General features: G+C 75.3%; 18 protein-coding genes. 9 read left to right on the top strand and 9 right to left on the bottom strand.

Features of this window, described 5'->3' with window-relative positions:
* The first annotated feature begins 239 nt into the window (after window positions 1–239).
* Window positions 240–1157 (top strand): DNA-3-methyladenine glycosylase, encoded by a 918-nt coding sequence (locus tag E1165_RS10275; RefSeq protein ID WP_132390094.1) that lies wholly within the window; start codon window positions 240–242, stop codon window positions 1155–1157.
* Between the two features lie 15 nt (window positions 1158–1172).
* On the opposite strand, the gene E1165_RS10270 is transcribed toward E1165_RS10275, so the two are convergent.
* Window positions 1173–1676: a DUF1990 family protein gene (locus E1165_RS10270; protein ID WP_132390092.1), complete on the bottom strand. Its 504-nt coding sequence runs from the start codon at window positions 1674–1676 to the stop codon at window positions 1173–1175.
* 287 nt (window positions 1677–1963) lie between these two features.
* A complete protein-coding gene (locus E1165_RS10260) occupies window positions 1964–2173 on the bottom strand; it encodes a hypothetical protein (RefSeq protein WP_132390090.1) in 210 nt (69 codons plus the stop codon).
* Between the two features lie 136 nt (window positions 2174–2309).
* On the opposite strand from E1165_RS10260, the gene E1165_RS10255 reads away from it, so the two are divergent.
* Entirely contained in the window at window positions 2310–3425 is a 1116-nt protein-coding gene (locus E1165_RS10255; RefSeq protein WP_132390088.1) for an ATP-dependent DNA ligase, read from the top strand.
* 32 nt (window positions 3426–3457) lie between these two features.
* On the top strand, window positions 3458–5035 hold the full coding sequence (locus tag E1165_RS10250; RefSeq protein ID WP_132390085.1) for an alpha/beta hydrolase: 1578 nt from the start codon (window positions 3458–3460) through the stop codon (window positions 5033–5035).
* A 39-nt stretch (window positions 5036–5074) separates the two neighbouring features.
* On the opposite strand, the gene E1165_RS10245 is transcribed toward E1165_RS10250, so the two are convergent.
* Window positions 5075–6382, bottom strand: a complete 1308-nt coding sequence (locus E1165_RS10245) for a YncE family protein (RefSeq protein WP_132390083.1) — start codon at window positions 6380–6382, stop codon at window positions 5075–5077.
* Window positions 6383–6536: 154 nt separating this feature from the next.
* Between E1165_RS10245 and E1165_RS10240 the strand changes: the two genes are divergently transcribed.
* Entirely contained in the window at window positions 6537–7706 is a 1170-nt protein-coding gene (locus E1165_RS10240; RefSeq protein WP_132390081.1) for a helix-turn-helix domain-containing protein, read from the top strand.
* A 62-nt stretch (window positions 7707–7768) separates the two neighbouring features.
* The gene (locus tag E1165_RS10235) at window positions 7769–8221 is read left to right on the top strand and encodes a GNAT family N-acetyltransferase (protein WP_132390079.1); all 453 of its coding nucleotides are present in this window, start codon (window positions 7769–7771) and stop codon (window positions 8219–8221) included.
* A gap of 93 nt (window positions 8222–8314) precedes the next feature.
* On the opposite strand, the gene E1165_RS10230 is transcribed toward E1165_RS10235, so the two are convergent.
* From E1165_RS10230 to ligD, 5 genes are all read right to left on the bottom strand, one after another.
* Window positions 8315–9022 carry an ABC transporter ATP-binding protein gene (locus tag E1165_RS10230; RefSeq protein WP_132390076.1) on the bottom strand — a complete coding sequence of 236 codons (708 nt, stop codon included), beginning with the start codon at window positions 9020–9022 and terminating at the stop codon, window positions 8315–8317.
* Complete coding sequence (locus E1165_RS10225; protein ID WP_132390073.1) at window positions 9019–9999, bottom strand: ABC transporter ATP-binding protein; 981 nt, start codon at window positions 9997–9999, stop codon at window positions 9019–9021. Before E1165_RS10225 ends, E1165_RS10230 begins: the two co-directional genes overlap by 4 nt.
* Window position 10000: 1 nt before the next feature.
* A complete protein-coding gene (locus E1165_RS10220; RefSeq protein ID WP_132390071.1) occupies window positions 10001–12748 on the bottom strand; it encodes an FtsX-like permease family protein in 2748 nt (915 codons plus the stop codon).
* A complete protein-coding gene (locus tag E1165_RS10215) occupies window positions 12745–15945 on the bottom strand; it encodes an FtsX-like permease family protein (RefSeq protein ID WP_132390068.1) in 3201 nt (1066 codons plus the stop codon). Before E1165_RS10215 ends, E1165_RS10220 begins: the two co-directional genes overlap by 4 nt.
* A 165-nt stretch (window positions 15946–16110) precedes the next feature.
* Window positions 16111–17136, bottom strand: coding sequence for a non-homologous end-joining DNA ligase (ligD, locus tag E1165_RS10210; protein WP_132390066.1), 1026 nt, complete (start codon window positions 17134–17136; stop codon window positions 16111–16113).
* Between the two features lie 47 nt (window positions 17137–17183).
* Here ligD and msrB point away from each other — a divergent pair, with 47 nt between their 5' ends.
* Window positions 17184–17594 (top strand): peptide-methionine (R)-S-oxide reductase MsrB, encoded by a 411-nt coding sequence (gene msrB, locus E1165_RS10205; protein ID WP_132390064.1) that lies wholly within the window; start codon window positions 17184–17186, stop codon window positions 17592–17594.
* 21 nt (window positions 17595–17615) lie between these two features.
* Here the strand turns inward: msrB and E1165_RS10200 are convergent, their stop codons facing one another.
* Complete coding sequence (locus tag E1165_RS10200) at window positions 17616–17891, bottom strand: isoamylase early set domain-containing protein (protein WP_132390062.1); 276 nt, start codon at window positions 17889–17891, stop codon at window positions 17616–17618.
* Between the two features lie 155 nt (window positions 17892–18046).
* Between E1165_RS10200 and E1165_RS10195 the strand changes: the two genes are divergently transcribed.
* The 3 genes from E1165_RS10195 to E1165_RS10185 all read left to right on the top strand — a co-directional run.
* The gene (locus E1165_RS10195; protein WP_132390059.1) at window positions 18047–18304 is read left to right on the top strand and encodes a Prokaryotic metallothionein; all 258 of its coding nucleotides are present in this window, start codon (window positions 18047–18049) and stop codon (window positions 18302–18304) included.
* A 232-nt stretch (window positions 18305–18536) separates the two neighbouring features.
* Window positions 18537–19004 carry a GNAT family N-acetyltransferase gene (locus E1165_RS10190; RefSeq protein WP_132390056.1) on the top strand — a complete coding sequence of 156 codons (468 nt, stop codon included), beginning with the start codon at window positions 18537–18539 and terminating at the stop codon, window positions 19002–19004.
* A gap of 160 nt (window positions 19005–19164) precedes the next feature.
* On the top strand, window positions 19165–19855 hold a 691-nt coding region (locus E1165_RS10185), incomplete at its 3' end, for a lytic polysaccharide monooxygenase (RefSeq protein WP_165945183.1).

The raw sequence follows: 19855 nt of genomic DNA, 5'->3' as shown, positions 1-19855 counted from the left end.
CCGGCCCACTTCGGGCCGGCGCCACGGATCCTCTCCGCCGGACCCCTCCCCCACGGTTCCCCGGGCGGCGAACGAGGGCGACGCGCGCGTCGATGCCAGCAGGCGCGCCGTCAGGTCCCCCCAACCCCGCGCCCACGGCCGCCACGCGGCCGGTCCGCCCCCGGGATGGAGACACCGCCGACGCGCAGGGCGTCGGCGGTGTCGTCCGTCACGGCACCCCGCCGTGGCAGAGTGTGCGGGTGACCTGGACCGAGCCCACCGCGCGCCGGTCGCTGCGCCCACCGGCGGATCACCGGCTCGCGGCCACCGTCCGGGCGCTCACCTTCAGCCCGTACGACCCCTGCGCGCGGCTCGTCGGGGGCGTCTTCTGGTACGCCACCCGGACTCCTGCCGGCCCGGCCACCCTGGCGCTGCGCGCGGACGGGGACCAGTTGCTCGCCGAGGCGTACGGCCCGGGTGCCGACTGGATCGTCGACCGGGCCGACGCGATCGCCGGGCTCCGCGACGACCTCACCGGGTTCGCCGAGCTGGCCGCCGCCCATCCCCTGGTGGCCCGGCTCGCCGACCGGCACCGGGGGCTGCGGATGCCGGCCACCGGGCAGCTCTTCCCCCGGGTGCTGCGGGCGGTCCTGGAGCAGAAGGTGACCGGCAAGGAGGCGTACCGGGCGTACGCGGCGACGGTTCGGCACTTCGGCGAACCGGCGCCCGGGCCGATGCGGCTGCTGCTGCCACCCACGCCGGAGGCGGTCGCCGCCGCGCCGTACTGGGTCTTCCACCCGTTCGGGGTGGAGCAGCGCCGCGCCGACACGCTGCGCCGCGCGGCCGCCCTCGCCGATCGACTGGAACGCTGCGCGGACAGCGCCGAGGCGACCCGCCGGTTGACCGCGGTCCCGGGCATCGGTCCGTGGACCGCCGCCGAGGTGGTCCGGGTGACGTACGGCGACCCGGACGCGGTCAGCGTCGGCGACTACCACGTGCCGAACACGGTCGCCTGGGCGCTGGCCGGCGAGGCGCGGGGCGACGACGCCCGGATGCTGGCCCTGCTGGAGCCGTTCCGGGGGCACCGGGGCCGGGTCTGCCTGCTGCTGGCCGCGGCCGGGATCCAGGCGCCGAGGTTCGGGCCGAGGATGCCGATCCGCTCCTTCGCCCGCTTCTGACCCGGCTCGCGGCGGTCAGCGGCGGGCGCAGAGCCGGCGCAGGGTGCGGGCGAGCCAGTGGGCGTACCCGTGTTGGACGGCCCGGCCGAGGGGTCCGGCGGCGCGCATGAACCAGACCGCCGGCCGGCTGAACGCGGCCACCTCGAACCAGACCGCGCCGTTGTCGTCCCGGGTGACCAGGAAGGCCTCTTCGCCGTGTTCGGGATGGCCGGGCAGGGTGCCGTAGCCGAAGCCGGCCCGGCGCTCGCCGGACTCGACCCAGACCACCTCGCACGGCCCCCAGATCCGCAGCGGCCCCACCCCGAGCCCGGGGGTGACCCGGACCCCTGGCGCGGCGCGGGGCGCGTCGGTGCGCATCCGCACCCCGGCGGTCCGGTGCAGCCGCCAGGTCAGCACCGCCTCGGCGGCGGTGGTGAAGCAGCCGTCGGGCAGCCGGTACCGGTGCCGCAGGTGGTGCCACCCCGCCGGCAGCGTGGCTGCCCGGGTCGCGCCCACCTGCGGGTACGTCAGCTCGGACACCCGTCCAGCCTAGGCCCTGGCTCACTGGTGCGCTTGAGCGCACACGTGACTCAGAACCGGTGCCGGGCAGGGACGCGTACGCGGCGGGTCGCGCCGGTCCGCGGACACCAGGCGCGCGCCTTCCGCCACGGGCCACCGTCGCCACGAGCCAGGCACGTCACGCGGTAACCACGGTCGAGGGCCTGCCGGGAGACGTCACGCCCCAGCCAGGCCGTACCGCCGAGGACCAGGATCTCCATACGCTCCGCACGGCCCGAGCACGCCGAGAGGCGCGTGGGGGCGGGGGTTCAGCCGGCCTCGCGTAGGTCGGCCAGGTCGATCGTGGTGAACCGGCGCAGCAGGTCCGCCAGCTCGGCGACGGTGCCCACCTCGCCGAGGACGTTCTTGCCGCCGCCGAAGCGGGCCGGGTAGCGGTGCACCAGACGGTAGCGGTGCCGGCCACGGACCAGCTCGACGGTCACCTCGAACCGCCCGCAGCAGCCGCACCTCCACACCACCCGGCGACGGTAGCTCTGAGCTGCGGAAACGTGATCCGCGCGGCGGTGACGGGCGGGCACGGACGAGGACACGCCGGGCGAGCGCCGGAGGTGATCCGCCTCACCACTGTCGGTGCGGTCTGGTTGACTGGTCGCCGTGGACCTGCCGATCAATCCGCCGGTCGAGCCGATGTTGGCCAAGAGCGTGGCCCGGCTGCCCACCGACCCGGGGCTGACGTACGAGCCGAAGTGGGACGGCTTCCGGTGCATCGTGTTCCGCGACGGCGACGAGGTCGAGCTGGCCAGCCGGGGCGGCAAGTCGATGACCCGTTACTTCCCGGAGGTGGTCGAGCAGGCCCGCCGGCAGCTGCCCGCGCGGTGCGCCGTCGACGGCGAGCTGATCGTGATCCGCCGGGACGGGCCGGGCGGCCAGCCCCGGCTCGACTTCGAGCTGCTCGCCCAGCGCGTCCACCCGGCCGCCTCCCGGGTCAAGTTGCTCGCCGAGACGACCCCGGCCGACTTCGTCGCCTTCGACCTGCTGGCGATCGACGACGAGCTGCTCACCGGCGAGCCCTATCCGGTACGCCGGGCCCGGTTGGAGCAGGCCCTCGCGCGGGTCCACCCGCCGGTGCACGTCACCCAGGTGACCACCGACGCGGAGACGGCCCGCCGGTGGTTCGAGGTGTTCGAGGGCGCCGGGCTGGACGGGTTGATCGTCAAGCCGGCCGACCTGCCGTACGAGCCCGGCAAGCGGTTGATGAGCAAGGTCAAGCACGCCCGCACCGCCGACGTGGTGGTGGCCGGTTTCCGCTGGCACAAGTCGGGGCCGGTGGTCGGCTCGCTGCTGCTCGGCCTCTACGACGACGCCGGGGTGCTGCACCACGTCGGGGTGAGCGCCTCGTTCACCATGGCCCGCCGGAAGGAGCTGCTGACGGAGCTGGCCCCCTACCGGGACGCGGGGGACGACCACCCGTGGGTGCACGGTGACCACGAGCGTGGCCAGCGGATCCCGGGCGGGGTGAGCCGGTGGACCGGCACGAAGAACCTGGAGTGGGAGCCGCTGCGCCCGGAGCTGGTGGTCGAGGTGGCCTACGACGCGATGGAGGGCGACCGGTTCCGGCACACCGCCCGGTTCGTCCGCTGGCGCCCCGACCGTGACCCGCGCTCGTGCCGGTACGACCAGCTCGACCGGCCGGTCCGCTTCGACGTCGACCAGGTGCTGCGGGGTGACCCGGCGGCCACCGTCGCACCGGCGGTAACCGGGCCGGCGTAGCCTGGCCGGAAAACGATCATGGAGGCTCGCTGGTGACCCGCACTTCCCACCGGCTCCGTCGGGTCCGGCCCACCCTGGCCGGGCTCGTCGCGGGCGCGCTGCTCGCCGCCGGCTGCACGCTGCCGGCGTTCGTCCCCGGCGCGAAGGACCGGGCGGCGGCACCGGGCGCCGCGCCGACCTGGCGGGACTGCCCGGAGGTGGCGCGGGAGCTGGTCGGTCGCGGCGCGCGCGACATGCGGTACGAGTGCGCGCGGATCACCGTCCCCCGCAACTGGGGGGCCGGCTCCGGCGCGACCGCCGGGCCGGGCAGCGGGGAGACCTTCGAGATCGCGTTGCTGCGGGCCCGTTCGACCCGCCAGCGGGACCGGATCGGTTCCCTGGTGGTCAACCCGGGCGGGCCGGGCGGCTCCGGGGTGGACACCGCGGTCTACCTCTCCTTCGGGCCGGCCTTCGGCGGGCTGCCCGCCTCGATCACCGAGCGGTTCGACATCGTCGGTTTCGACCCGCGCGGGGTGGCCCGCTCCAGCCCGGTCAAGTGCATCTCCGACACCGATCTGGACACCAGCTTCGGTTTCGACCCGGATCCGGCGAGCCAGGAGTCCTTCGACGCCTACCGGTCCTTGCAGCAGCGGATCGGGCGCGGCTGCGGCGACAGGTACGGCGACCAGCTCCCGCTCTACGGCACGGCGCAGGCCGCCCGGGACATGGACGCCGTCCGGGCGGCGGTCGGCGACGACCGGCTCACCTATCTCGGCTACTCCTACGGCACCCTGCTCGGCGCCACCTACGCCCATCTCTACCCCCGCAACGTGCGGGCGATGGTGCTCGACGGCGCGGTGGACCCGAGACAGCAGCTGGTCGCCGGTTCGGAGAGCCAGGCCAGGGGCTTCGAGCGGGCCTTCGGCAACTTCGTCCGGTGGTGCGCGGCCAACGCCGGCCGCTGCCCGCTCGCCCCGGACGCCCGGGCGGCGGTGACCACGGCGATCGACAAGGCGAAGGTCTCCCCGGTGCGGGGCGCGGACGGCCGGGAGGCGACCTCGGGCTGGGTCTTCTACGCGGTCATCTCGTCGCTCTACACCGAGTCGGGCTGGGAGAAGCTGGCCACGGCCGTCGACGGGTTGGAGGCCGGCGACCCGACCGAGGTGTTCGCGCTCGCCGACGCGTACACGGGCCGGCGCGAGGACGGCCACTACTCCAACCTCTTCGACGCCAACCTGACCATCAACTGCGCGGACGAGGCGGAGAAGCCCAGCATCGACCAGATCCGCGCGTTGCAGTCGCGGTGGCGCCAGCAGTACCCGTTGTTCGGTCCGGCCCTGGCGGTGGGGATGCTCGGTTGCGTCGAGTGGCCGGGCCGGCCGGACCCGTACCCGACGGGCGGAGCCGACGGGGCCCCGCCGATCGTGGTGGTGGGCACCACGGGGGACCCGGCCACCCCGTACGAGCAGACCGCGCGGCTGGCCGCGATGCTCGGGGTGGGGCGGGTCCTGACCTGGGAGGGCGAGGGGCACACCGCGTACCCGCAGACCACCTGCGTCACCGACGCGGTGGACGCCTACCTGATCTCGCTGACGGCGCCCCGGGAGGGGCTGCGCTGCCCGGCCCGGTGACCCGCCGGCCCGCCGGCGGCGCCGGCGGGCCGGGTCCGCTCACCGGGTCGGCGGCGCGGTCCAGTCGGCCGGGATGCGACCGACGCGGACCCGCTGCGGGTGGTCGCCGACGGGCACGCTGGCCACCTTCTGGCCGGTGGCGAAGTTGATCGCGGTGACCCGGTCGGCGCCGGCCTCGGAGATCACGCAGTCCCGGCCGTCGGAGCTGACGGTGGCCCAGTACGGCTTGCTCGCGGTCACCAGCGGCCCCTCGCGCAGGGTGGCGCGGTCCACGATGGTGGCGTAGTCGTCCATGGTGCCGGCCACGCAGAGCTTGGCCCCGTCGGGGCTGATCGACATGCCGTGGTGCCGGGAGTCGTTCACCCAGGTGGTCCGGTCCTCGCTGGTGGCCGGGTTCTTCGGCAGTTCCCTGACCCGGGTGATCCGGTCGCCGGCCACGTCGTACTCGACGACGCCGTGGAAGAAGGAGACCTGGAAGTAGAGGGTTCGCTCGTCGGGGGTGAGGACGGCGGGGCGGACGGCGTCGGAGAGGTCGTTGCGACCCGCCGCGTCGAGGCGCTGCCGCATGTCGATCACCTTCACCACCTGGAAGGTGCGGGTGTCGGCGATGGTGATGCGCCGGTCACCCTTGGTCCAGTCGAGCCAGGGCGCGTCCAGTGCGGTGTTCACCTCGCCGATGGACATGTTCCACAGGTAGCGCCCGCCGCCGGCGAAGATGTTCTCGTGCGGCTTGTCGCCGGTGGCGAAGGAGCCGACTTGCCGGCCGGTGACGATGTCCAGCACGTGCACGGTGTTCCCGGTGGAGGCGGAGACGGCGACCCGGGTGCCGTCCGGTGACACCGCCATGTGGTCGGAGCGGAAGCCGGAGACCGGGAACCGCCAGTTGATCGTCCCGGTGGCCAGGTCGACCGAGACCACGTCGGCGAAGCTGGGTCGGGACACCACCAGGGCTTCGCCGTCGGGGGTGGTGTACATGTCGTCGACCAACTGGTCGTTGCCCTCGCCGGGGCCCTGCCGGATGCCGAGGAAGAACGCCAGCCTGATCGGGTTGAGGTAGATCTCCCGGAGCCGTTCCGCCCGGTCGGGGACCACGTTGATCCGCCCCAGCCGGGCGTAGTCGCCACGGGAGCGGATGACGTCGGCGGTGCCCTCCCAGTTGTTGCCGACGAACATCACCTCCTGCAACACGGCGCCCGGCGCGGCCAGCACCGGGGCGGAGGCGGCGGCGGTGGGCGCACCCACCACGGCGGAGGGGACGGCGGTGACGGCGAGCGCGGTGAGCGCGCCGAGGACCGCGCGGCGGCGACGCGGGGACGGCGGTGCGGGGACGGGCGGTACGGGTGCCATGGGCCCCTCCTGGAAGACCGGGTGCGACATCGACGCGGATCGGTGTTACCTTGCGGTAACAAAAAGGAGACCAACCCGCCCGACACCGCGGATAGGCGCCGGACGCCAAAACCACGGGCGGTCCCTTGTGGCCCGACGACAACCGGAGGCGGCGATGACGACGCCGGACACGGAGCACGTCACCACCTTCGGCGCCCTGCTGCGCGGCCTGGTCGCGGACCCGACGGCCATCGAGGAGGTGGTGGGCGCGGCCCGGGCGTACTCCCCCGAGGTGGCCCGGCTCCCGCCGGCGGAGGTCCGCCGCCAGGTCACCATCCTGCTCATTTGCGGACTCACCGCCCTGGAGGACCGGGTCGACCCGGGCGAGCGGGACTTCGCCGAGGCCCGCCGCCTGGGTGCCGACCGGGCCGCCCAGGGGATCTCCGTCGCCGGCTTGCTGCGCGGCGTGCAGGCCGGCCGGGACCGGGCGGTGGAACTGGTGATCCGGCACGGCCGGACCGCCGGCATCCCCGACGAGGTGCTGTTGGACGGGCTGGTCACCATCGGCCGGTACGCCGCCGCGCTGGAACGCGCCCTGGTCGACGGCCACCGCCATGCCGAACGGGACCTGGCCCGAGCCGGGCAGGAACCACGGACCCGGCTGGTGCGGCGGTTGCTGCTCGGCGGACCGGTGCCGCCGACGACGGAGGAGCTGACCCGGTTCGGGCTGCGCGCCGAGGGGTCGTACCACTGCCTGGTGGCCGACGGCGGCGACCCGGTCCGGACCCACGCGTTGGCCCGCCGGCTCGCCCGACACGGCGCTGTCGTCGGCACGGTCGAGGACCGGCTGGCCGGACTGGCCCCCCGGCTGCCGCCCGCCGATCGGCTCGATCCGGCGGTCCTGCTGGTCACCGCGCCCGCCGGCCCGCTGGATCGGATGCCGCAGATGTACGGCCTCTGCCTGGCCGCCCTGCGGGTGGCGGCCCGCCACGGGCGACGCGGGCTGCGCGACGTGACGGACCTGGCCACAGAGACCGCCCTGGCCGCCCAGCCGGCGCTGGCGGCACTGCTCGGCACCACCCTGCTGGCGGCTCTGGACCCGGCGGACGGGTTTCACCGGGAGCTGGCCTCGACCGCGCTGACCTGGCTGGACCACGGGCAGCGGCTGGACCAGGCCGCCACCGTGCTGCACGTGCACCCGAACACCGTCCGTTACCGGCTGCGCCGGCTGCGGGAACTCACCGGGTTCCCGGCGTCCTCGACCGGGGAGGGCGCCGGCGGCTGGCCGGCGCTGGAGGTCCTGCGCTGGTGGTGGGCGCTGCGTAGCTGGCGGGACCGGCGGTGACGGCGGGCCCGCCGCCGGTGGGCGCCGTCGGCTCCTCCTGCGCCATGTGGCAGGCTCCGGCAATGACCGAATTGATCTTCCGGGAGGCGGTCCGGGCGGACCTGCCGGCGATCCTCGCCCTGCTCGCCGACGACGTGCTCGGCGTCACCCGCGACACCCCCGACGTGGACGAGGCGTACGAGCGGGCGTTCGCGGACATCACCGCCGACCCACGCAACCAGCAGATCGTCGCCGAACGGGCCGGCGAACTCATCGGCTGCCTACAGCTCACCTACATTCCCGGGCTGGGCCGGCACGGCGCCGAGCGGGCCCTGATCGAGTCGGTCCGGGTCCGCTCCGACCTGCGCGGGCAGGGGCTGGGCCGGCGGCTCATGGAGTGGGCGGTCGACCAGGCCCGCCAGCGGGGCTGCGGCCTGGTGCAGCTCACCAGCGACAAGTCCCGCGCCGACGCCCACCGCTTCTACCGCGCCCTCGGCTTCGCTCCCACCCACGACGGCTTCAAACTCTCCCTGTAGCCCCTTCCCGACAGCCCCGTCGTTCAGCATCGGGTGGGCACGCTCCGGACGGACGAACCGGCCGACGTCGTGACCGACGCCGGAGGGGCGGGGTCAGTCGGGGAGGAGGTGGCCGTCGCGGAGGGTGAGGGTACGGTCGGCCAGCTCGATCAGGGCCGGATCGTGCGTGGCGACGAGCGCGGTCATGCCCCGTGCGTGCACCACCGCGCGCAGCAGGTCCATGATGGAACGCCCGGTCTCCGAGTCGAGCTGACCGGTCGGCTCGTCGGCGATCAGCAGGTCCGGCTCGTTCGCCAGCGCCCGGGCCACCGCCACGCGCTGCTGCTGCCCGCCGGAGAGCTCGTACGGCCGCTGCGCCGCGTGCCCGCCCAGCCCGACCAGTTCCAGCAACATCGCGACCCGCTCCTCCCGCCGCGCCGCCGGCACCCGGGCCAGGCGCAGCGGCACCCCGACGTTCTCCGCCGCCGACAGGATCGGCACCAGCCCGAACGTCTGGAACACGAACCCCACCGTGCCCCGTCGCAACCGCAGTAGCTCGGCCTCGCTGGCGGCGGTCACGTCGTGCCCCGCCACCCGCACCCGGCCGCTGTCCGGCCGGTCCAGCCCGCCGACGAGGTTCAGCAGGGTGGTCTTGCCGGCGCCGGAGCGGCCCCGCACCGCCACCAACTCTCCCCGAACAGCCCGGAACGACACGTCCCGCACCGCCCGCACCGCCCGCGCGCCCCGGCCGAAGGTCCGGCTCACCCCCTGCACGCAGACCACCTCGTCAACGGCCGGACCGGCCGTGATCCGCTCGCTCATGAGTCACTCCGTTCGCCGGGGCGGACCCGCACGTGGTCCGGTTCCAGGGTGAGGCGGACCCGGTCGCGCAGCGACAGGGCGTCCACGAAGGCCGCCGGCAGCTGCATGCGACCGGCCCGGTCGAGTACCGCGTACTCCTCGCTGACCAGCTCGGCGCTGCCGTCCGCGCCGATCCGCGCGGTCCGGCGTACCTCTGAGCTGGTTCGGCCGTCGCGGATCGCGACGGTCCGGCGGACCTGCGTGGCCACGGCCTGGTCGTGGGTGACCACCACGACGGTCACGCCCAGCTCGGCGTTGATGGCGCGCAGCGCCGCGAACACCTCCGCCCCGGTGGCCTCGTCCAGCTCGCCGGTTGGCTCGTCGGCGAAGAGCACCTCCGGATCGTTCGCCACCGCCACGGCGATCGCGCACCGCTGCTGCTCACCACCGCTGAGCTGGCCGGGCCGGCGGTCCGCGCAGTGCCCCACCCCGACCGTCTCCAGCAGTTCCCCGGCCCGCGTCCGCCGGGCCCGACGCCCACCGGCGCGGCCGGCCAACCGCATCGGCAGCTCGACGTTCTCCCGCGCCGTCAGGTACGGCAGCAGGTTCCGGCCGGTCTGCTGCCAGACGAAGCCGACCACCTTCCGCCGGTAGCTCAACCGCCGCCGGTGCGACAGGGTGAGCAGGTCGTAGTCGGCCACCCGGGCGATCCCGGCGGTCGGGGTGTCCAGCCCGGAGAGGATGTTCAGCAGCGTCGACTTCCCCGAGCCGGACGCCCCGACGATCGCCACCAACTCTCCCCGGTCGATGACCAGGTCCAACCCCTGGAGGGCGACCACCTCGACGCCCTCGCTCTTGAAGATGCGGACCAGGCCGTCACAGACGATGTGGCCGCGCAGGCGGTCCCGCCCACCGGCCCGCTCGGCGGCGCGCCGCGCGGCCCGCCGTTGCAGCTCGGCCAGGTCCGGCACGCCCTCGCTCTCGGCGGTCGCGGTCATCTCAGCTCTCCTCTCCGAGCCGGAGCACCTCACCGAGGCGCATCCGGCGGTTGTTCACGGCCTCGACCGCGAGGGCGAAGGCGAGGGCCAGCACCGCCAGCCCGAGCGCCCCGGCCACCAGGCCGGGCGCGAAGTGGACGGTCACCGGCACGCCGCCGGTGAACGCGGACAACCCCAGCACCGGGTTGAGCAGCACCGGCAGCAGGGCGCCGACCACCGCCCCGGTCAGCACCGACACCAGCACCAGCGGGACCAGTTCCACCAGCAGCAGGCCCCGCCACTGCCGGCGGGACAGCCCCATGGTGCGCAGCCGGGACAGCACCTGGGCGCGTCCCCGCGCCCCGGCCAGCACGGCGAAGGCCAGCGCCAGCAGGCCCAGCACGCCGCCACCCGACGCGCCGGTCACGAACCCGAAGACCAGCAGGCCGTTGACGCCGCTGCCACCGAGCCGGTCCCGCTCCGCCGTCCAGGTGGTCACCGTCGGCGGCACCGGACGCCGCCCCGCGCTCACCACACCGCTGCGCTGGTACCGGTCCTGCCCCTCCTCGGCGACCCGGGCCACCGCTGCCGGGTCGACCTGCCCGCCGGAGGCGAGCAGGAAGCCGGTCGGTGCCAGCGGATGCGGGCCGTCGGCCGGCAACGCCGGCCAGGGCAGCACCAGGAACCGGCCGGTGTCGGCCGGCACCAACGGGAAGTGCGGCACCGTAGCGGCGATCCGGAACGGCAACCGGTTGCCCTGCACGTCCACCCAGCCGGGCCGGCGACCCGCGCGGTCGGCCAGCGCCGCCTCGCCGAGGGCGGCCGCGACCTCCGGCGACGCCAGCGCCGGCAGGGAGGCCGCCGGGTCGCCGCGCAGCGCCTCCGGCACGGCCACGTCGAGCCCCGAGCGTCGCGCCACCTCCGCGAACCCCGCCGGCTCCACCAGCAGCACGTACGCCTCGCCGGCCCCGCCGGGACGACCGTCGGCGTCGGCGTACGGCCGCTGGCCCGGCTCGGCCAGCACCGAACTGACCGCCCGGACCCCGGGCAGGGCCGCCAGCGCCGCCGCCGTGTCCGGAGCGAACCGCTCCCCGGCGACCACCGCCTCGGCCGGCACCGCGCGGGTCACGGCCCGGTCCCGGCCGTGCTCGATGCCGCCGGCCACCACCGCGCAGAACGCCGCGGTGGCGATCGCCAGCACGACCACCACCAGCGGCGCGACCGCCCCGGCCCGAGCCGCCCGGGCCGTGCCGAGGAACGCCACCGCACCCCGCGCCCGTGAGGCCCACCGGCTGGCCAACCGCAACGGCCACGGGTACGCGCGCAGCGCCAGCACCGCGGCGGCGACCGCCACCAGCACCGGCACCGACACCAGCAGCGGATCCACCGCTCCGCCGAGGACCAGCCCTCGCCGGCGCAACAGGAACGCGCCGAGCCCGGCCAGCCCGACCAGGGTGACGTCGACGGTCAGCCGGCCGGCGCCACCGGCGAGCCGGGACAGGTCCCCCCGACCGCTGCCGCCGTGCCGGTCGGCCAGCACCATCGCCGGCAACGCCACCGTGGCCAGCACCGCGGCGACCACGGCCGGCCCGACGGCCGCCGCGGGCGTGCCACCCGCGGACCGCTCGGCGGGGAAGAGGCCGCCGAGCAGCCAGCCCGCCCCGGCGGCAGCCGGCACCACCAGGACCGACTCGGCCAGCCCGCGCCGCAGCAGGGTGGTGACCGAGCCGCCACGGGCGCGCAGCAGCAGGTACTCGTCGCGGCGGCGACGTACCGCCAGTCGGGCGGCCAGCACGGTCAGCCCGGCGAGCGTGGCGAGCACCCCGGCCGTGATGACGGCGAGCAGGGTACGGGCGGCGGCGAGCGCGGCGGCGTACTGCCGCAACGGAACGTCGACGCCCTGGGTGAACTCCAGCCCGGCCGGTGTCCGGCGCTCCACCTCGGCGAGACCGGCCACCAGTTCGTCGAGCCGCCCGGGGGCGAGCCGTCCCGGGTCCAGCCGGTACCGGTACGCGGCCACGACCGGCCAGCCGGCCGCCGCCCGGTCGTCGAGGCTCGCCGGGTCGGTCAGTCCGACCAGCTGGAACGGCTCACCCTCACCCACGGGTGGGGTGAGCCGCAGCGCCGAGGGAAGCGCGTCCCAGATCCCGCCCGCCGGGTCGGTCGGGCGGAACACGCCGACCACCGCCACTCCGGCGGCGGCGAACTCGTCGCCGCCGGGTGTGCGCAGGGCTGCGCGCAGCCGGCTGCCGGCACGTACGCCGAGCGCGCGGGCCACCGGCTCGGCCAGCACGACCTCCACGGTCGCCGCCCGCTCGGCCGCCTGCCCGGGCCACCGGCCCTCGACCAGGGTGGCCGCCTCGGTCAGCCCGGTGGTGGTCCGCAGGCTCAGGTCGAACAGCCCCTTGTCGCCGGTGAGTTCGGGACCGGTGAGCCGGCTGAAGGCGGTGTCGGCGGTGTACCACCGTTCGTCGAGCGCCTTCCGCACCGCGTCGGGCATCGCCGCCGCCAGCGCGTCCAGCTCACGCCGGTGCGGGTCGGTGAAACTCCCCGGCCCGTAGGACCGACCGTCGGCCGTACTCGTGTAGCGCAGGTCCCGCTGGACGCCGGGCAGGTCGGCCAGTTGCGCCCGCAGGCCCTGCCCGGCCAGCCGTTCCGCCACCCGGGGCACCCCGGTGACCAGCACCGCGGTCACCAGCGCCAGCACCGCCAGGAGCAGGAAGTGGCCGCCGTGGGCGCGGACCCGCCGCGCCACCGCCAGCACGCTCATCGTTCTCCCCCGATCCGGAGCTGAACCGCCGCGACCCGTTGCCGCAGGCCGGTGGTGAGCACCGCGCTGCACGCGAGGGCGGCCATCAGCAGCCCCACCGCGGTGAGCCCGATCGGCGTCCACGGCACGGTGAAGGCGGCCTCCGGCACGGGCCGCCCGGCGGCCGGCGTGAGGATCACCAGCGGTGCCATGGTGGCGCCGACGCCGGCCCCGACGAGCAGGCCGACCGCGACGCCGATCCCGGCCAGGAAGGTCTGTTCGGCGAGCAACGCACGGGCCAGCAGCGGCGGCCCGGCCCCCAGGGTGTGCAGCACGGCCAGTTCACCGATGCGGCGGCGGCCGGTGGCCCAGACGTCCACCGCGAGGCCGACCAGGGCGAGCAGCACCGACCCGAGGGCGGCGGCGAGCAGTCCGGTTCGCGCCCCCCGCCAGTACGGGTCCCGGGCCGCCGCCTCGGCGGTGGCCCGCCGGTCCAGCACGGTCACGTCGGGCAGGGCGCCCACCGCGGTCGCGGCGGCCGGGTGCCGGTCCGGGTCGGTCCGCAGCCACCACTCCGCCACGGGCCGGACGGTGCCCCGTTGCCGCACCAGCCACTCCACGGCGGTGGGCAGGTCGATCAGCATCGCTCCCCCGGTGTCGCTGGCGCCCGGCACCCCGCGCAGTTCCCCGACCACCCGCACGGGCAGGGACGCGCCGGACAGGGAGAGCGGCACCACGTCCCCGACGCGGGCGTCGAGCGCGGCCAGCACCGCCGGGGTGACCAGTGCCGGCACCGCGTCGATCCGGCCGGCCGGGACGACCGCGAAGCGGACGGTGGGCTGACTGGCGAACCGCCCGCCCTCGACGATCGCCACCGGTTCGTCGATGTCGACACCGCCGGCCGTGACGCCCCGCGTCGCGGCCGGTTCGTCCCGCCGGGTGTCCACCAGGGACCACCCACCGGTCAACGCCACCGGGTGGGCGGCACCGGCCGCGTCCTCGACACGCAGGTCGTCCACCTGGAGCCGGTATCCGCGGGCCGCCGCGTCTCCGGCGTCGAGTTCGAAGCCGGCCAGCCGCAACGGCGACCCGGCGGGCAGCGCCACGGCGAACCGGACCGCCCGGGGTTCGACGGAGTCGGTGGTGGCCAGCGGCAGCCGCAGGGCCAGCCCGTCGGAACGGGTCAGCAGGGCTGCGACCTGGATGGCCTGGGCGGAGACCGGGTTCCGGACCGGCGTGCGGACGGTGCCGGTGAGCCGCCGGGCGCCGGCCGGGAGGGCGACCCCGCCGGGGGTGGGTCGGTCCCGCACCATCCGGTCGAGCAGCTCCCGCGGTGGTTCGTCACCCAGCCGGTCGGCGATCCGGGCCACGTCGGCGGTGGCCGCCGCGTCCAGCGCCAGCACGGTGGTGGGCAGGGTGGTGCGGCCCAGCCGCACCTCGTCCCGCCACGCCGGCAGCACCTGCGCCACCCCCGGTACGCCGGTCAGTTGGCCGGCGCGGTCGGCCGGCGCGTCGCCGCTGCGTTCGATCACCCGCAGGTCCGCGCCGACCCAGTGGTCGGCCTGGTCGGTGTGTGACCGTTCCCAGGTGCTCACCAGCGACCAGGCCAGGGTGCTGGCGCCCACCGCGAGCGCCAGCAGCAACACCGGTCCGGCGTGCGGGCGCCGCCCGGCCTGCCACATGCCGAACATGGTGGCCGTCCAGGGCCGGCGGTCGACGAGCCGCTCGGCGACCCGGGTGGCGGGCGGCAGCAGCCGCAGCGCGAGCACCGCCCCGGCCAGCACGCCGAGGGTGGGGGCGACGGCGAGCAGCGGGTCGATGCCCAGCCGCCCGCCCGCCCCGGCCAGCGGCGACGCGTGCTGGCGCAACTGGGTCCAGGCGAGCAGGGCGAGCAGCACCAGGGCCAGGTCTACGCCGGCCCGCTGTACGGTGGCGGCCCGGGTCGGGCGGGACCGGGCCGCCATGTCCGCGACGTAACTGCCCGCCCGGCGCAGGGCCGGCATCACCATGGCGACCAGGCAACCGACGGTGGCGGCGAGCGCGACCGTCCAGACCGCACCGGCACCGCCGCCGGCCAGCCGCAGGTCGGCCAGCCCGTCTGTGCCGCCGACGCGACGTAACGCCAGGTCGGCCAGGGGCGGCGCGAGCAGCGCGGCCGGCAGCACCACCAGGCCCGCCTCCCGTACGGCGAGACCGGCGAGCTGCCCTCGGGCGGCGCCCCGGGCGCGCAGCAGGGCGGTCTGCCCGCGACGGTCCTCGTTGAGCAGCGCGGCCACCAGCAGCAGCGCGTAGCCGCCGAGGACCACGATCAGCAGCAGCGGGGTGAGCAGCGCGGAGCGTCCCACCAGGTCGGCCCGGCCCAGCCGGTCGATCAGCCGGTCCAGCCCGGTCACGCTCTGCGCGGACGAGCCGAGGCCCGCCTCCTCGGGCACCCGCGTCACGGCGGCGGCCACCGCCTGCTCGACGGCCGGGAGCCGGCTCGGCGCGACGCCGGCGAGGTCCGGCTCGACCAACCAGGATACCGAGGTGGAGCCGGGGAAGGCGCGGGTGAAGTCGGCCGGGTCGAGGGCGAACGGCCCGTAGGAGCTGCCGTCGCCCTCCTCGGTGCCGACCGCGCCGGGGGCGAGCTGCCAGTACGCCGCGCCCGGGTCGCGGGGCCGGAACACCCCGGCGACCACCACCTCGGCGGGCTGACCGGAGCGGCGGTCGGTCATCGGCACCCGGGTGCCGGTGGTGAGCCGCAGCGTTCCGGCCACCCGTTCGGGGACGGCGACCTGGACGGGGTCGGCGCCGGCGGTCGGCCAGCCGCCGGCGACGAGGTCGGCGTGGGTGGACAGGCCGTCGAGGGTGGCCAGGTCGGCGAAGACCGGATCGTCGTCGGTCCGGGCCGCGCCGAGGTCGCCGGTCAGTTCCCGGCCGGTGCCGTGGCGGGCGGTCGACACGGTGACCGCCGCCCCGCCCAGCCCGTCGGCGAACCACCGGCGCACCGTCGCGTCCCGGGCCGCGGACTCGGCCGAGTCCCGGCCGCCGGAGCCGCTGATCAGCAGGCTCCGCTCGGCGGCCGGCGCGGCGGCCAACATGGCCCGCTGGCCGGCTTCGATCGCCTGCCGGCTGTAGTCGGAGAGCCCGGTGACCAGCACGACGGCTACCAGCGCGGCGGTCGCCGCGGCCAGCAGCAACCCCCGCGCCGCGCGGGCCCGCCTCCACACCAGCTTCATCCGACGCCTCCCCCGTGGCCCCCGTCGGGCCGACGACGAGACAGAGGGGGTGCGCGCGGGAAAAGGTTCGCAGCGTTTATGTGATCGTTATCAGCCGCCCGTGTGGCAGCCGCTTCCCACCCAACCCATGATCGTTGGCAGCCCCCAGCGGTAGTAGCTCGCCGTTCAGCGCGGGCGGTCGCGGTCCTTGGAGGGCTGGACCCGCTTCGGTTCGCCGGGCATCTTCGGGTGGTCCGGCGGGTACGGCAGGTCACCCTGGCCGTCGGCGGCGTCCCGGTCGGCCCACTCCAGCAGCGGGGTGACGTCGTACGGGGTGTCGTCGATGCCGGCGTGCGGGTCGCCCCGCTCGGCCAGCCGCGCCGGCACGGTACGCAGGTCGAAGTCGTCCGGGTCGACGTCCGGCAGCTCGTCCCAGGTGACCGGGGCGGAGACGGTGGCCCGGGCGTTGGCCCGCAGCGAGTACGCGCAGGCGATGGTGCGGTCGCGGGCCATCTGGTTGTAGTCGACGAAGACCCGCTGCCCGCGTTCCTCCTTCCACCACGCGGTGGTGACCAGCTCGGGGCGGCGGCGTTCCAACTCGCGGGCCAGCGCGATGGTGGCCCGGCGCGCCTCGGTGAACGTCCATTGGGGCGCGATGCGCAGGTAGACGTGCACGCCCCGGCCACCCGAGGTCTTCGGCCAGCCGACCGCGCCCAGCTCGGCCAGGAGGGCCCGCAGTTCGCCGGCGGCGGCCACCGCGTCGGCGAAGTCGGTGCCGGGCTGCGGGTCGAGGTCGATTCGCAGCTCGTCGGGGCGGTCGACGTCGGCGGCGCGCACCGGCCACGGATGGAACACGATGGTGCCCATCTGGGCGGCCCAGGCGACGTGGGCCAGATCCGCCGGGCAGAGCTCGTCGGCGCTGCGCCCGCTGGGGAAGCTGATCTTCGCGGTACGCAACCAGGGCGGCACGCCCCGGGTGGGCACCCGCTTCTGGAAGAACATCTCCCCCTCGACGCCCTCCGGGAAGCGCTGGAGCGTGGTGGGGCGGTCGCGCAGGGCACGCAGGATGCCGTCGCCCACGGCCAGGTAGTAGCCGAGGACGTCGGCCTTGGTGAAGCCGCGCTGCGGGAAGATGACCCGGTCGGGGCTCGTCAGCCGGACGGTGCGCCCGGCCACCTCGAACTCCGTCACCGATGCCTTCGTGCTGCCCATTCCGCGACCATATGCGACACCTGCGACATGCGGCGTACCGTTGACGGGTGAGTCCTGACGACAACGAGTTGCCCCACACCGAGGACGAGTGGCGGGTCCGGTTGAGCCCCGAGGAGTTCCGGGTGCTGCGCGAGGCCGGCACCGAGCCCCCGTGGACGGGCGAGTACGTGGACACCAAGACCCCCGGCGTCTACCACTGCCGGGCCTGCGGGGCGGCGCTGTTCCGCAGCGACGACAAGTTCGACTCGCACTGCGGGTGGCCGAGCTTCGACGACGCCATCCCGGGTGCGGTGAAGGAGATTCCCGACCGCACCCTGGGCATGACCCGCACCGAGATCCGCTGCGCCCGCTGCGACAGTCACCTCGGGCACGTCTTCGAGGGCGAGGGCTTCACCCCGAAGGACACCCGGCACTGCGTCAACTCGGTGTCGATCCGGCTGGCGCCCGCGCAGGGCTGATCCGGCCCCGCCACGGCACAGTCAGAGCAGCAGCAGGCTGCCGTCGGCGTCCACCTGGTCGGCGGACTCGTCGTCGAGCCAGACCCCTCCGCTGGCCAGGTAACGGAATCGGTGCCGGCCCGGGCCGAGCTTCACCGTCACCGTACGGGTGCCGTCGCGGCGGGCGACCAGCTCGTGCCGCCCGGGTTCCCAGCCGTTGAACGAGCCCACCACGCTGACGGCGCCGGGCGGCACGTCCCGGGGCAGGCAGAAGGTGACCCGGGTCTGGTTGCCGAAGAGTCTGTTCCGCTTGATCACGAGTCCTCCCGGGGTAGAGGCGTTCCACCAGGCCCAACGCGCGACACGCGGGGGGCGAAACGCCGACCGGCCGCATCGGCTCACGGCATTTCGCCCCGGGCTGCCTCGCCCCTGCCGCACGCTGATGGCAGATGTCCTGATTCGGGGGGTTCGACGTGGCTACCTGCGCGGTCTGCGGCAACGACTACTGGATGGCGTTCGAGGTGCGCACGGTCAGCGGGGAGGTGCACACCTTCGACTGCTTCGAGTGCGCGGCGCACAAGCTGGCGCCGATCTGCGAGCACTGCCAGGTCAAGATCCTGGGCCACGGGGTCGAGGTCGACGGCCGGTTCTTCTGCTGCGCGCACTGCGCCCGCAGCGAGGACGAGCGGGGCGCCGAGATCCGCGACGCGGTGGGCGCCCGCCCCGCCTGACGGACCGCTCCGGGGTTGCGCGCCCGCCGACGCTGTGGCCCGCCTCGTCCACCAGGCCGATTCCGCCCGCCACCGATCCACCCGGCCGGTCACCCCACACGCCAAGGCCCAGCCGGTCGCCTCGACCAGGGCCGCCGCGTCGCCGTCCGGCGCGGCGGCAACCGGTGCGGAGAGCCGCTCGGCCGGCGGCTGCGCGGCCCCGGTCCCGGTCCCGGACGCCTACGATCGCGGCATGCCGCAGCCGACCCCGCAGGTCGCCAGCTTCGCCGACCTGGACGCCCGCACCCTGTACGACCTGCTCCGACTGCGGGTCGACGTGTTCGTGGTGGAGCAGGCGTGCCCGTACCCGGAACTGGACGGCCGGGACGTCGAGGACGGCACCCGGCACCTCTGGCTAGCCGCCGACGGCGCTGTGCTGGCGTACCTGAGGATCCTGGCCGACCCGGACGGCTCGGCACGGATCGGCCGCGTGGTGGTCGCGGCGACCGCGCGCGGCGCGGGGTACGCCAGCCGGCTGATGACCGAGGCGCTGCGGCTGGTCGGCGATCGGCCGTGCGCGCTGGAGGCCCAGTCCCACCTGGCCGACTTCTACACCCGGTACGGCTTCACCCCCGTCGGGCCGGAGTACGTCGAGGACGGCATCCCGCACGTGCCGATGCGCCGCGACGGCCGACGTCCGACCCAACCCCCCACACATTGACGGATACCACTTTTTTGTGGAAACCTGCGGAGCAGAGCCGTCGCGGGAGCCACCCAACAGGACTCGGGAGGGGCAACTCCCGACCGTCCGGGCGTCGTCGAACGATCCGAAACCCCCGGAGGCTTCATTGTCCACGCTCCTCCGCAGACGACCCCTGCCGATGATGGCGGCGTTGCTCGCCGTCGGCGCGGTCGTCGCGATGCTGCTCGCCACCGCCCTGGCCCGGCCCGCGTCCGCGCACGGTTCGGTGGTCGACCCCGCGTCCCGCAACTACGGCTGCTGGCAACGCTGGGGCAGCGACCACCTGAACCCGCGGATGGCCACCGAGGACCCCATGTGCTGGCAGGCCTGGCAGGCCGAGCCGGCCGCGATGTGGAACTGGAACGGCCTGTTCCGCGAGGGCGTCGCCGGCAACCACCAGGGCGCCATCCCCGACGGTCAACTGTGCAGCGCCGGGCGCAGCAACAGCGGACGCTACAACGCGCTGGACGCCGTCGGCGCGTGGAAGACCACGTCGGTGTCGAACAACTTCCGGGTCAGGCTCTTCGACCAGGCCAGCCACGGCGCCGACTACATCCGCGTGTACGTGACCAGGCAGGGCTTCGACGCCCTGTCCAAGCCACTGGCCTGGAGCGACCTGGAACTGGTCGGCCAGATCGGCAACACGCCGGCGTCCCAGTGGACCCGGGAGAGCGGAGGCGTGTCCATCCAGATCCCGGCCAACGCGCCGGGCCGCACCGGCCGGCACATCGTCTACACCATCTGGCAGGCCAGCCACCTGGACCAGTCGTACTACCTGTGCAGCGACGTCGAGTTCGGCGGCGGGCCCAGCACCCCGCCCACCACGACGC

The sequence above is a fragment of the Micromonospora sp. KC723 genome, from assembly GCF_004348595.1.
Taxonomy (GTDB): domain Bacteria; phylum Actinomycetota; class Actinomycetes; order Mycobacteriales; family Micromonosporaceae; genus Micromonospora.
This window is presented reverse-complemented; position numbering and strand designations above follow the sequence as displayed.